We start from the raw sequence: 12,092 nt of genomic DNA on the forward strand, positions 1-12,092 counted from the left end.
TCGTGGCCGACCCGAACACGAACTTTCCCTCCGCTCCGACGACCCTGCGAAGGAGGTTGATCCATCGAATTCCTCGGACGGTGCGGCAGCACTGGAAGATCGCTGCCACGCTCCTGGTGTTCGTCGTGGTGATGGCGACCGTGTTCGGGTCGACCCGGATCCGCCCGTACATCACCGGCGATGCAACCGTCATCGCGTCGGAGATCACCGAGAACGTCCAGGGCGCGGTCGACCTCTTCGATCCCACTGTGTCGCATTCGATTTCGCTCGATATCGATGCCGGTGACTACCAGACCCTGAAGGACTCGTTCCAGAACGAGGGTGTCAAGGAATCGGTACCCGCCGACATCACCATCGACGGGACTCTGATCTCGGACGTCGGTATTCGACTGAAGGGCAACTCGACGCTGAGTTCGCTGAGCAACGATGACGGCACGATGCCGGGACGCGGTGGTGGCAACGCCGGCGCGGACCGCGCAGCACCCCCAGCGAACGCCGCGGCAATGCCTGAGGGCGCAGCCATGCCGGACGGCGCAGCCATGCCCGAGGGTGCGGCGATGCCGGACGGCGCAGCCATGCCCGAGGGTGCAGCCATGCTCGAGGGTGCGGCGATGCCCGAGGGCGGGGGAATGCCCGGGGGAGCCGGGATGGCTGTGTTCGGTGAACCGCTCAGTTTCGATGCGCCCGAGGATCTTCCGTTTCTGATCGACTTCGCCGAGTACTCCGAGGGGCGGGCGTATCAGGGTCACACCACGCTCTCGCTGCGGCCGTACACTCCGGCGTTGAACGAGTCGGTCTCTCTTGCGATCACCGACGCTTCGGACCAGCCGACCCAGGACTTCACCTACACCACGTACTCGGTGAACGACTCGGCCGAGACGACGCGACTGGTGGTCGTCGCTCCCGATGACGACTACGCCAATTCTCTGGAGGACGGCGACGGGGTGTTGTACAAGACCGGAGCGAATGCGAGCTTCACGTATCAGGGTGACGATCAGACCACCTATGCAGAGCAGTTCACCCAGATCAATGCCCGCGGGACAGCGGACCTGCAACCGATCATCACGCTGTTGAAGTGGCTCGACGGTGTAGACCAGGCCGAGTTCGATGCGCATCTGGCCGACTACGTCGACGTCGACTCGCTGGCGAATTATCTTGCACTGCAGAACTTGCTGGGCAACGGCGACGACATGGGCGGACCGGGAAAGAACTTCTACCTCTACTACGACCTGGACACGAAGAAGTTCTCCGTCGTGTCGTGGGATCTCAATCTGGCTCTGAATTCCGATTCCACCGCCGGGGCCCACGACGAAGTCTCGATGATTCCCGGTGGCGGAGGGGCAGGCGGTGGCATGCCGCAGCTGCCCGAGGGCTTCACCCCACCGGAGGGAATGGAGCTCCCGGAAGGCGGGGGCATGCCCGAAGGTGGCCCCATGCTGGGTAATTCGCTCAAGGACATGTTCTTGGACTCGACGGAGTTCACCGACGAGTACGACACTGCGTTCCGCACGATCTACGACGAGTTGTGGGCCAGTGGCCGGGTACTCGACATCGTCGACGAGGTCGCCGCGTCCGTTCCCACGTCGGCCGGTCTTTCCCAGGAGGACATCGACGCGGATGCTACGGAATTGAAGTCACGGCTGCAGATCCGAATCGACGCACTCGCCGACGATCCTGTTGTCACGGGATCGTCGTGATGCCCCGGCGGTCAGCGCAGGGTCAGGGTGTCCGCCGGGGAAACCTCGCGGCGGGGGTCGCGCAGCGGCAGTCCGTTGAGCAGGACCATGCCCTCCATCACGAAGGAGGCGGCCTGCGCGAGCGTGCGCGCCGTACCCGTGGCCACCAGCAACTCCGGAACAGAGGTTCGACCGTTCATGAGCCGGTGTTGCTCCCGGGTGGTGACGATCGCCGCTCGTTCGCGTGGCGGTCAGGCGACGCGTGGGTGAACAACAGGAATCGGCGCGTGGTTCGGACTGTCGCCGCATGTGGGATCGGTGTCTCGGTGCTCGCGTCGTGCGGGGTGACCCAACCGGAGTCGACGGCAGCATTCGAGACCTGGTGTACTCCGACCGATCCGGGACTGTCCGAGCTCTCGGGCCTGGCGTGGACGGGCGATACCGGATACGCGATCGGAGACCGCGGCAGCGACGACCGGCTGGCGGTGCTCGACCGTGCCTGCGAGGTCACGAGGTGGGTCGAGGTCGGGGTCGAGACGGTCGACGTCGAGGACATGGCCGTCGATCGTGCGGGGATCGTGTGGCTCGCCGACACCGGTGACAACGACAGCGACCGCGACAGCGTCACGCTGATCGGCGTCGATGTTCGGTCCGATCGGCGGACCTCCGTCTCTCTGCGCTACCCGGACCGCGCACACGACGTCGAGGCGTTCGCTCTGACGCCCAGCGGGCAACCGGTGTTGATCACCAAGGCCTCGGGCGGCGCGTCCGCGGCGATATACAGCAGCGCCGAATCCGTCACCGCCTCTCCGCAATTGATCGATCTTGCTCGCAATGGAACGGTGTCGGCGACGGCACCGGATGGATCGAGCAGGCCGATCACCGGGGCGGCCGTCGATGCCGATGCCACTGTGGGGGCACTGCGAACGAAGAAGGATCTGTTCGTCTTCGATATCGCCGACGGCGATGTGGCCGCGGCATTCTCGGGCGCTCCCACCGGTGTTGTCGAGGGCCCCGATCAACCACAGGGCGAGGCCGTCGCCTTCACCGACGCGGGTGAACTGCTGCTCGCGTCCGAGGCCGACGGAGCTGCCGAACTGCCCGCCGTAGTGCTCGCTCCGTTCCACCGTTCGTAGGAAGAAGGAATCCTCATGAGTCTGTTCGACAAATTTCGACCCAAGGCCGCACTGGAGAAGCAGGGTGCCTCGCCGGAAGACCTGACCACCGAGCCCACCGGTTACCAGCAGACCGCAAGCAAGCTGCACTCGTTCAACCGGTACGAGATCAAGTACTTCGTCGCCGAGGCAGACGTCGCTCAGGTCCGTGAAGAGCTCACGGCGCGGATGGACACCGATCCGTTCTCGCCGAAGGGCGGTTACCCGGTCACCTCGCTGTACTACGACACCACCGACCTGCGGTTCTACTGGGAGAAGATCGAGGGCCTGAAGTTCCGACGCAAGGTTCGGGTGCGCCTGTACGGGGCACCGTCCGAATGCACGGACGACACACCGGTGCAGATCGAGATCAAGCAACGCGTCAACAGAGTCACCCAGAAGCGTCGAATCTCGTTGCCCTACGACGTTTCTCAGCGGTGGTTGAACGGACGTGAGGAGATCGACTGCGACCCGAGTCAACGCCCGTTCGTCAACGAGGTCAGTACGTTGATCGCCAATCTCGACCTGCGTCCGATGGTGACGACCGGCTATCTACGCGAGGCGTACGTCGGACGCGAGGCCGATCTGGGGCTTCGGGTCACCATCGATCACAAGGTGCACGGACGCGACCGCGACTTCCGCTTCGACTCCGGTGCCGAGAATCGGTTCATCATTCCGCCCAAGCTCGCCATCCTGGAGATCAAGGCCAACGAGCGGGTTCCGTACTGGGTGACCGATATGACGGCTCGCATGAACATGTCCGTCATTCGCGTCTCGAAGTACTGCCAGTCCATCGAGGCATTCGGAATGGCACCCCGATCACGCGCCGGTGCACCCGAACTCGTGCTTCCCGCCGATGCCGACCATCGCGTGCCGTCGGATCTACTCGAGCCATACGCCGGCGCTCGCCGGTAGCCGACTCACCCCTAGGAGCCGCACGATGTTCGCACGCTTCAAGCCCAAGTCCGTTCTGTTCTACGACCTGTTCAACTCCTCGGCTCAACTGCTGGCCACCGGAGCCAAGACGTTGACCGAACTGCTCGAATCCGCACCGGAGATCGATGCTGTTGCACGGCGCATGGTCGATCTCGAGCACGAAGCAGACAGCATCACTCACGACCTGTTCCGCACCCTGAATTCGAGTTTCATCACCCCGTTCGATCGCACCGACATCTACGTCCTGGGTTCGAGTCTCGACGACGTGATGGACCACATGGAAGCGGCGACTCATCTGCTCTCGCTCTACCGGATCGACCGACTCACCCCGCACATGCACGACATGATCGACATCCTCGACCGGTCGGCGAAAGTCACTGCGGAAGCCATGCCGCGGCTGGCGTCGATGAAGGATCTCGAGCGCTACTGGATCGAGATCAACGAGCTCGAGAACCGGGCCGACCATGCCTATCGGACATTCCTGGCGGATCTGTTCGATGGCCGTTTCGACGCGTTGACCGTGATGAAACTCAAGGGAGTGGGCGACGAACTCGAAGATGCCGCAGACGCTTTCGAAAAAGTCGCGCACGTCATCGAATCCATCGTGTTGAAAGAGACGTGAGTGCGCGGTGGTAGCACTCGTTCTTGTCATCACTCTGGCGATGGCGTTCACCTTCACCAACGGCTTTCACGATTCGGCCAATGCCATCGCGACGTCGGTGTCCACGCGTGCACTCACACTGCGTTCGGCTCTGCTCATGGCCGCGGTGGGAAACCTGCTCGGCTCCTTCTTCGGTGCGAAGGTCGCCTCGACGGTCGGCGAGGGAATCATCGCCCTCGATGTCGGATCCGACGCATTGCTCGTGGTCGGGTGCGCCCTGGTCGGTGCCATCGCCTGGAATCTGATCACGTGGTGGTTCGGGTTGCCGTCCTCGTCCTCGCACGCATTGGTCGGCGGCATGGTGGGAGCTGCACTCGCAGGCGGAATGACAGTGCTGTGGGGAGGCGTCGCGACCAAGGTGATCCTGCCGATGATCGTTTCTCCTGCAGTCGGTTTCGCGCTCGGAAGTGCCGCGATGGTGGCCATTCTGTGGATGTTCCGCCGCTCGTCTCCCAGTGCCACCAGCCGCGGATTCCGGCGAGCTCAGACATGCTCGGCCGCAGCCATGGCCTTCGGGCACGGTATGCAGGATGCGGCCAAGACGATGGGCATCGTGGTTCTGGCACTGGTGGTGTCGGGTCATCAGGCCGACTACACGATTCCTCTGTGGTGCTATTTCCTCACCGCGACGGTGCTGGCGGTCGGAACAGCGACCGGAGGAATGCGGATCATGCGCACCCTCGGCCGCAAGATCATCGAACTCGACCCACCCCAGGGCTTCGCGGCCGAGGCGACCGCATCCGCGGTTCTCTACGTGGCCTCGATCGGACTGGGAGCACCGGTATCGACGACGCATGTCATTTCGTCGGCGATCATGGGCGTCGGGGCGACCAAGCGCACGACGGCCGTGCGTTGGGGAACGGCCGGAAACATGCTCGCGGCGTGGGTCACCACGCTGCCCGCGGCGGCAGCTGTCGCCGCGCTGACCTACGTGGTTGCGGGGGTGGTCCTGTGAAGTCGCGAGCAGGTCGGACATCGGTGAGTGCTGCACTGTGCGTGGTGGCGTTGACCGCCGGCTGCAGCTACGAGCTGACGTCCTCCGGCGCAGGGAGCGATGTGTCGCGTGATGTTCAGGAGGCGCGGGACGGATTTCTCGAGACCCCGGGAATGGCCGCACTGTTCGACGACCTCTACGAGCAGGGCATCGGAACGACCGTCAACGAGGTGTTCGCGCTCGGTATCTACATCCCCGGCTTCTGCGAGACCCGCGCCCAACAGGGACTCACGGAGGAGGAAGCCGTCGCAGAAGTGACCGATTCTCTGGGAGCAACCTACGAGAAGGGGACCGGCGAACCCTGGGCCGAGCCGATCGTGCAGGCCGCGGAGGAGCACGTCTGCCGCTGAGTCGGGTGCGGTGTCGGTGGGCCGTGCGAGCATGGACTCGTGGAGTCCAGCGGCCGACCCGTGGCGAGCATCATGCACGCCGATCTGGACTCCTTCTATGCCTCGGTGGAGCAGCGTGACGACCCGCGGTTGCGCGGCAGGCCGGTGATCGTCGGCGGGGGAGTGGTGCTCGCAGCCAGCTACGAGGCCAAGGCCTTCGGGGTACGCACGGCGATGAGCGGTGGGCAGGCCCGCGCCGTGTGCCCGCAGGCGATCGTCGTCCCGCCACGCATGGACGCCTACTCGCAGGCGAGCAAGGACGTGTTCGACGTCTTCCACGACACCACCCCGCTGGTGGAGGGCATCTCCATCGACGAGGCATTTCTCGACGTCGGCGGCTTGCAGAAGATAGCGGGCAGTGCGACCGAGATCGGTCGGCAACTGCGCCGGGACGTCGCCGAGCAGGTCGGGCTGCCAATCACGGTCGGGATCGCCACCACCAAGTTTCTGGCCAAGGTGGCCAGTGCCTTCGCCAAGCCCGACGGCCTGCTTCTCGTGCCGCCCGGTGGCGAACTCGAGTTCCTGCATCCGCTGAACATCGAAAGGCTCTGGGGCGTAGGCAAAGTGACCGCCGAGAAGCTGCATGTCCTCGACATCAGGACCGTCGGGGATATCGCAGCCTACGGCGAGCGGTCGTTGGCATCGGTGCTCGGCAAGGGAGCGGGCGCCCATCTGTACGCGCTCGCCATGGGCCGGGATCCGCGACGCGTCCAACCCGGGAAGTCACGCAGTTCCATCGGCGCGCAGCGGGCACTCGGACGCGGCAGGCACGACGCGGCCGAGGTGGAGGCCTCGTTGATCGGGCTCGTCGATCGCGTCACGCACCGTATGCGCGCAGCAGAGCGAACCGGTCGAACCGTGATGTTGCGCTTGCGGTTTGCCGACTTCACTCGCGCCACCAGATCACGCACGCTCGATCGCGCCACCGCCGACACCCGAGACATCCTGGACGCCGCACTCGAACTGCTCCGTGATGCCGCACCGCTGATCGCCGAGAAGGGCATCACCCTCGTCGGTGTCACCGTCTCGAGTATCGACAAGGGTGGAGCCGAACAGCTCGAGTTGCAGTTCGACGCACCGCAGGTGCGGACGCCGCCGGAGGCATCGGCTCTCGACCGTGCGCTCGACGGGGTGCACAAGAAGTTCGGATCGACATCGCTCACTCGTGGGGTGCTTCTCGGCCGCGATCCGGGAATCTCGGTTCCGCTGTTGCCCGACTGACTAGTGCCGAGTCGACGGTTGCACCCGAAAGCCCGTGGGCATCATGGTCAGTCGCTCCACGACCTGAAGCCGGTACGAAGGGTCGGCGTGCAGATCGAAACGCTGGAGAATGGTTCCGAGTACCAGGACCGCCTCGTGAATGGCGAATTGCCTTCCGATGCAGGCGCGTTCACCGGTACCGAAGGGCTTGTAGACATGAGCCGGTCTGGCCCTGATGCGGTCGGGTAGAAAGTTGTCCGGGTCGAACTCGCCGGGACGATCGCCCCACACCGGATCGCGATGCAGGGCCGTCACCAGCACGATCGCCCAGTCCCCGGCCGCCATTCGGTAGCCGTCACCGACGGTGGTCTCGGCCCGTGCTCCTCGGCCGAACGCGGGAACCGTCGGCCACAGGCGCAACGATTCGTCGAGGACTCGGCGGACGTACCGTAGCTTGGGGACCTGCCCGAACTCGGGCTTGCCCGCACCCCAGACCTCGTCGACCTCGGCGCGGGCCCGTTCGAAGACCTCCGGATGTGTCGCCAGGTAGTACAGCGCGAACGACAGCGCACCGGAGGTGGTCTCGTGCCCGGCGATCAAGAACGTCAGGATCTGGTAGCCGATGTTGGCTTCGCTCAATGCATTCGGATTGTCGACGTCGCGTGCCGCGTTCATCATGATCTGCAGCAGGTCGTCGAAGTTCTCGGTGGACCGGCGTCGAGTTCGGACGACGTCTGCGAGGACGTCGGCCAAATACTGTTTGTTCTGCGAATACGCGCGATCCGATCGGGCGAACAAGGGTTTGGCGAACGCGGGAACCCTGAGCATTGCCCGCCGCTGGTTGTAGGTCAGTGCGCCGACCATCGCGGAGACGAACGGATGCGGCTCGGTTCGCGCGAACGAGCCGAAGCTGTAACTGAACCCGGTACGACCGATCGTCTCGAGCGTCAGCTTCGTCATGTCCGAGGACACGTCGGTCGTCGCCCCGGTGCGTGCGCAGCCTTCCCAGTGCCGAACCAGATCGTCGGCGACGTCGACCATGATCTCGTGATAACCGCGCATGGCACCGGCGGTGAACGCCGGACGCAACAGATCGTGGGCGCGTTGCCAATTCGGTTCGTGGTTGTAGGCGGTGAACAGACCGTCCGCTCCGATGTCGCGCAGATTCTCGACGCCGGGAGGGAGAAACTTCTCGAACCGCTTCTCGTCGCACAGTTCGCCCACCACATCGGCACCCGAGGCGAACACGAACCGTCGACCGAGGATGCTCCGCTCGAACATGGTGCCCAGGCGGCCGGCCATGGCGGTCGAGTCCTGAACCGGTGTGCGCGGGTTGATTCCGAGAATGTCGCCGAGCACGGGGACTCGGTACGGGGGATGCGGCAGAGGGCCGTTTCGTACCGCGAACTCTGTCGACATCGCCACTCCATCGTTTCGAGACAAGCCTGTTGAACCGGTGTTCAATAGTGACCGTACTCACTGTTGAACTCGTGTCAAGTAAAGTTCGAGGCCCATGACCACACCCCGTAAGCGGATGACGCCGACGCAACGGCGTGCGCAGCTACTCGAGATCGGCTCGGCGCTGTTCGCCGAGCGGCCCTACGAGGACGTGTGGATCGAGGAGGTCGCCGATCTCGCGGGCGTCTCCCGCGGGTTGATGTACCACTACTTCCCGTCCAAGCGTGAATTCTTCGTCGAGGTCGTGCGCACCGAATCCGAGCGAAACCTCGACCTCACCGCACCGGACACCTCCCTTCCGGTCCTCGAGCAGATCGCCGCCGGTCTCGACGCGTACATCTCCTACACCGACGAGCACGCGCACGGCGTCCGCGCCGTCAACCGCGGGTCTCTGCTGGGAGACCGACGGATCGACGACATCCTCAGGCGCGAGTTCGAGATCCAGCAGGAGCGGATCCTGGCTGCTCTGCCCGAAGGATTTCGCGACGACGAGATTGTCCGCACCGCACTGCGCGGGTGGGTGGCGTTCGTGCGAGCGGTGTGCCTGGACTGGGTGGAGCGCAGAACTCTGAGCCGAGAACAGGTTCGTGCGTTGTGTCTACGTGCCGTGGCAGGTCTTCTCGAGGTGTGAGCTGCGGGGTTATCGTCGATGCATGTGCCGAAACATCACCACCCTGCGAGGGCTGGAACCACACGCAACCGACGAGGAGATCGAAGCGGCCGCGCGTCAGTACGTCCGCAAGATCAGTGGTGTGCAGAAGACCTCGGACGCCACCCGTGACGCCTTCGAGGTTGCCGTCGCCGAGGTGACGGCGACGACGCACCGGCTCCTCGACGCGCTCCCGGAGCGGCGTCAGCCACCGCCGACGGTGCCGCCACTGAGGCGTCCCGAAGTGCAGGCGCGAATTGCGGCCGCGGGAGTGCAGCCTGCGGAACGACCCGTATCGGCCTCGAAAGCCGGATCCTAGACGGTGCTGTCCGGCGGCACCGCTGGAAGTCCTTCGCTCACGCGCAGCTTCTCGGCCATCGAACTGAGCAGGTTCTGAGATTCCTCGGACAGGTCGAATGCCCTGGCGGACAGGCGACGTAGGCCGTATCCCTGCAGCTGGGTGAGCAGTTCGAGGTCGTGATCGACCTTGGCCGCATAGATGTTGTCGAAGAAGTAGTCGGCCTTGACCTTGAAGAACGCGGCGAGTGCCGCCACGGTGTCGGCGGACGGATTGACGCGCTGCCCCGACCGCAGTTGCGAGATGTACGGCTTGGAGATCTGGTGCCCGCGCAGGGCGAGTGCGTCGGCGACCTCGGCATTGGTGTGAGGCTTGCGTCCGGGCGGGTGGATCGTGGCGAACAGATGGTTCAGACGTGCGGCGAAATCAGCGGACATCGGGGATGTGTGTGCCTTCCTGATACAGCCGCTGCCCACCCGGGCAGATCGGTCCGCCACGGACCGAACCGGCTCATAGTAGCCGCTGTCGTGATCCCGTCGAATCATGGCTGACCTGCAGAAATCCCTCCCAGAATCGGACTGATCGGTTTCATGAGGTGGGTGACGTGCGGGGCCGAGTCCGCGCGGCCGGGTACCCGGGGAAACGGGATCGAACGAATGCTTTTCCGCAGAATCGGGCGCGTGATCGGAGCCTCGGTGGCAGACTGTCTTGCCAGGCGGAGGGGGTGGAGATGACCGGTCGTCGACGACGAACGTTCGATTCACGAGACGGTGACGCGGAGGTGGTCGAGCCTCTGCTTCGTGCAGTGCTGTCCTACGCACCGCGGGACGAATCGCCCATGCCGCACCCGTCCGAGGGAATCATGCTCCGCGCCGAGGACGGATCCGGATTCGTTCGGCTCGAACTCGCCATCGCAGACGATCTCGGCGCAGGCATCCCGGGTCCGTTCGGATCCAGGTTCTACGAATGTGGATCGTTCGAAGTGATTGTCCCGCAACGAGATCCCTGGGACGGTGCACTGCTGATGATCCACCTGCTCGACACCCGAGCGCCCCACCGCTTCGAGTTCGTCACGTCCATGCCGCCTCGGTGGAGCCTGCGGCTCGAGCACGACGGCTCGGTGTCGGTACTCGACGATTCCGGTGATGCGGTGATCTTCATCGGCCGCCCATGGGCTTTCGACTCGGATCTGCATCCGGTTCGCGTGCACTACACCATCGAGAACGACCTTCTGGTGCAGAACGTCCTGGCCGACGCGGACGCGGGCTATCCCATTCTGATCGACCCCGATCCCGACGCGATCATCACCGGAGACGGCAGGCTCATCACCGAGACCTGGACTCCTCGCCTGGTGGCGGGCGGAATCGTCGAGGATCTGCCGCCGAAGTCTTTGTCGAGCTGAAACCCTAGCAGCGCAACATGATTCAGAACGGATCGTGCTGAATGTGCTCCATCGGTGTGCCGACCTTGCGGAGGGCGTAGATCGTCGTCCGAACCATCGACGGCGACCCACAGATCTGAATCTGCCGATCGGCCCACGAGCCGAACTGGGTCACCACCTTGCCCACCGCGCCGTGCAGACGGTGGTGCATTCCCCACGGCAGTTCGCGAGGTGTGCCCGAGTACCACCACGGATTCTCGAGCTCCTCGGTCACCGGAACGACCGTCAGCCACGGATTGGACAGAGACAGCTGCCACAGCGTGTCCAGATCGTAGAGATCGCACGGATACGTCCCGCTGACGAACAGATGCACCCGCGGATTGTTGCTGCGCTGCGCCATCTCCATGACCTGCGCGCGCAGCGGAGCCAGGCCGGTACCTCCCGCGATCATCAGCACGTCCTCGCGGATCGCGCGATCGACGTGCATCCCGCCCAGTGGCGGGCTGATGGACCAGCGATCACCGACCGCGGTCTCGGTGACCATCGCCGGCGACACCCAGCCCCCGGATACACGTCGGACGTGGAACTCGATCTCGCCGTACGGATTGCTGGGGATGGCCGGGGACAGATACCGCCACAGCTTGGGCCGCTGCGGAATCTGCACACTGACGTACTGCCCGGGGAAGTACGGAATTTCGCCGTCGGTCTTGAGTCGCACGACTGCGAGGTCGTCGAGAAGCCGATGATGTTCGACGACGGTGGCGCTCCAGAACGGCGGCAGTTCGTCGTTGTCGGCGGCCTCGGCCATCGCATCGCTCACGACGGTGAGTGCGTCGTTCCAGGCCGTCTCGACCTCGTCGGTCCACACCTCGTTGCCGGCGAAGGTGCGGAACGCGCTGATCAGGGCCGAGCTGCCCGCACGGAAGTGCGCGCCCGAGATTCCGTGCTTGCGGTGGTCCCGGCCGAGTTGCTCGAGGAACGGTTCGACGCGGTCGGGGTCGTCGAGATGCTCGAAGACGTACCCGAGCGCCATGACGAAGTGTTCACGCAACGCATCCATCGACGCGGGGAACAGGGCGCGGAAGTGGGGGTGCTCGGCGAACAGGTGGCCGTAGAAGGACCGAGACAGCCGCGCCGGTCCGTCCTGGGCGGCCACGACGGACTTGAATCCGGTGCGAACCAGGGAGATCGTGCGTGCGTCGAGCATCGATCTACCTCCACCCCACCGATTGCCCCACCGGTCACTGCCGTCGACCGTCTCCAAAGTAGACCGATCGAGGGTATCGCGCACGGTGC

14 protein-coding genes are annotated in these 12,092 nt (G+C 64.5%); 10 read left to right on the forward strand and 4 right to left on the reverse strand.

Going from position 1 to position 12,092, the window contains the following annotated elements; translation table 11 throughout:
• The first annotated feature begins 2 nt into the window (after nucleotides 1-2).
• Nucleotides 3-1,697 carry a CotH kinase family protein gene (locus CH273_RS06385; protein WP_442981393.1) on the forward strand — a complete coding sequence of 565 codons (1,695 nt, stop codon included), beginning with the start codon at nucleotides 3-5 and terminating at the stop codon, nucleotides 1,695-1,697.
• Nucleotides 1,698-1,708: 11 nt separating this feature from the next.
• On the opposite strand, the gene CH273_RS27600 is transcribed toward CH273_RS06385, so the two are convergent.
• On the reverse strand, nucleotides 1,709-1,876 hold the full coding sequence (locus CH273_RS27600) for an RNA-binding S4 domain-containing protein (RefSeq protein WP_155290818.1): 168 nt from the start codon (nucleotides 1,874-1,876) through the stop codon (nucleotides 1,709-1,711).
• A gap of 87 nt (nucleotides 1,877-1,963) precedes the next feature.
• Here CH273_RS27600 and CH273_RS06390 point away from each other — a divergent pair, with 87 nt between their 5' ends.
• The 6 genes from CH273_RS06390 (at nucleotide 1,964) to dinB (ending at nucleotide 7,031) form a co-directional block, all read left to right on the forward strand.
• Nucleotides 1,964-2,812: a hypothetical protein gene (locus CH273_RS06390; protein ID WP_143546180.1), complete on the forward strand. Its 849-nt coding sequence runs from the start codon at nucleotides 1,964-1,966 to the stop codon at nucleotides 2,810-2,812.
• A gap of 15 nt (nucleotides 2,813-2,827) precedes the next feature.
• Nucleotides 2,828-3,745: a polyphosphate polymerase domain-containing protein gene (locus tag CH273_RS06395; protein WP_032397173.1), complete on the forward strand. Its 918-nt coding sequence runs from the start codon at nucleotides 2,828-2,830 to the stop codon at nucleotides 3,743-3,745.
• Between the two features lie 25 nt (nucleotides 3,746-3,770).
• A complete protein-coding gene (locus CH273_RS06400) occupies nucleotides 3,771-4,388 on the forward strand; it encodes a DUF47 domain-containing protein (protein ID WP_032397172.1) in 618 nt (205 codons plus the stop codon).
• Between the two features lie 7 nt (nucleotides 4,389-4,395).
• On the forward strand, nucleotides 4,396-5,382 hold the full coding sequence (locus CH273_RS06405) for an inorganic phosphate transporter (RefSeq protein WP_032397171.1): 987 nt from the start codon (nucleotides 4,396-4,398) through the stop codon (nucleotides 5,380-5,382).
• Nucleotides 5,383-5,405: 23 nt separating this feature from the next.
• Nucleotides 5,406-5,771: a hypothetical protein gene (locus CH273_RS06410; RefSeq protein ID WP_143546181.1), complete on the forward strand. Its 366-nt coding sequence runs from the start codon at nucleotides 5,406-5,408 to the stop codon at nucleotides 5,769-5,771.
• A gap of 72 nt (nucleotides 5,772-5,843) precedes the next feature.
• Nucleotides 5,844-7,031 (forward strand): DNA polymerase IV, encoded by a 1,188-nt coding sequence (gene dinB, locus CH273_RS06415; RefSeq protein WP_032397408.1) that lies wholly within the window; start codon nucleotides 5,844-5,846, stop codon nucleotides 7,029-7,031.
• Here dinB and CH273_RS06420 read toward each other — a convergent pair whose 3' ends face one another.
• Nucleotides 7,032-8,429, reverse strand: coding sequence for a cytochrome P450 (locus CH273_RS06420; RefSeq protein WP_032397169.1), 1,398 nt, complete (start codon nucleotides 8,427-8,429; stop codon nucleotides 7,032-7,034).
• A 94-nt stretch (nucleotides 8,430-8,523) separates the two neighbouring features.
• Here CH273_RS06420 and CH273_RS06425 point away from each other — a divergent pair, with 94 nt between their 5' ends.
• Together CH273_RS06425 and CH273_RS06430 are read left to right on the forward strand one after the other, a co-directional pair.
• Nucleotides 8,524-9,099 (forward strand): TetR/AcrR family transcriptional regulator, encoded by a 576-nt coding sequence (locus CH273_RS06425; RefSeq protein ID WP_032397168.1) that lies wholly within the window; start codon nucleotides 8,524-8,526, stop codon nucleotides 9,097-9,099.
• A gap of 22 nt (nucleotides 9,100-9,121) precedes the next feature.
• Nucleotides 9,122-9,436 carry a DUF2277 domain-containing protein gene (locus tag CH273_RS06430; protein ID WP_045198644.1) on the forward strand — a complete coding sequence of 105 codons (315 nt, stop codon included), beginning with the start codon at nucleotides 9,122-9,124 and terminating at the stop codon, nucleotides 9,434-9,436.
• On the opposite strand, the gene CH273_RS06435 is transcribed toward CH273_RS06430, so the two are convergent.
• Complete coding sequence (locus CH273_RS06435; protein WP_032397406.1) at nucleotides 9,433-9,852, reverse strand: helix-turn-helix domain-containing protein; 420 nt, start codon at nucleotides 9,850-9,852, stop codon at nucleotides 9,433-9,435. The two genes, CH273_RS06430 and CH273_RS06435, sit on opposite strands and share 4 nt — an antisense overlap.
• Nucleotides 9,853-10,145: 293 nt before the next feature.
• Between CH273_RS06435 and CH273_RS06440 the strand changes: the two genes are divergently transcribed.
• On the forward strand, nucleotides 10,146-10,817 hold the full coding sequence (locus tag CH273_RS06440) for a hypothetical protein (protein ID WP_143544543.1): 672 nt from the start codon (nucleotides 10,146-10,148) through the stop codon (nucleotides 10,815-10,817).
• A gap of 22 nt (nucleotides 10,818-10,839) precedes the next feature.
• On the opposite strand, the gene CH273_RS06445 is transcribed toward CH273_RS06440, so the two are convergent.
• On the reverse strand, nucleotides 10,840-12,003 hold the full coding sequence (locus CH273_RS06445) for a globin domain-containing protein (RefSeq protein WP_032397166.1): 1,164 nt from the start codon (nucleotides 12,001-12,003) through the stop codon (nucleotides 10,840-10,842).
• Nucleotides 12,004-12,092 lie beyond the last annotated feature (89 nt).

Source organism: Rhodococcus sp. 05-339-2 (assembly GCF_002258965.1).
In the GTDB taxonomy this organism is placed as follows: Bacteria; Actinomycetota; Actinomycetes; order Mycobacteriales; family Mycobacteriaceae; genus Rhodococcoides.

Bases quoted from the DNA above. Each gene is read 5' to 3' on its own strand.
- CH273_RS27600 (WP_155290818.1), bottom strand. From the start codon at position 1,876: ATGAACGGTCGAACCTCTGTTCCGGAGTTGCTGGTGGCCACGGGTACG.
- CH273_RS06395 (WP_032397173.1), top strand. From the start codon at position 2,828: ATGAGTCTGTTCGACAAATTTCGACCCAAGGCCGCACTGGAGAAGCAG.
- CH273_RS06400 (WP_032397172.1), top strand. From the start codon at position 3,771: ATGTTCGCACGCTTCAAGCCCAAGTCCGTTCTGTTCTACGACCTGTTC.
- dinB (WP_032397408.1), top strand. From the start codon at position 5,844: ATGCACGCCGATCTGGACTCCTTCTATGCCTCGGTGGAGCAGCGTGAC.
- CH273_RS06420 (WP_032397169.1), bottom strand. From the start codon at position 8,429: ATGTCGACAGAGTTCGCGGTACGAAACGGCCCTCTGCCGCATCCCCCG.
- CH273_RS06425 (WP_032397168.1), top strand. From the start codon at position 8,524: ATGACCACACCCCGTAAGCGGATGACGCCGACGCAACGGCGTGCGCAG.
- CH273_RS06430 (WP_045198644.1), top strand. From the start codon at position 9,122: ATGTGCCGAAACATCACCACCCTGCGAGGGCTGGAACCACACGCAACC.
- CH273_RS06435 (WP_032397406.1), bottom strand. From the start codon at position 9,852: ATGTCCGCTGATTTCGCCGCACGTCTGAACCATCTGTTCGCCACGATC.
- CH273_RS06440 (WP_143544543.1), top strand. From the start codon at position 10,146: ATGACCGGTCGTCGACGACGAACGTTCGATTCACGAGACGGTGACGCG.
- CH273_RS06445 (WP_032397166.1), bottom strand. From the start codon at position 12,003: ATGCTCGACGCACGCACGATCTCCCTGGTTCGCACCGGATTCAAGTCC.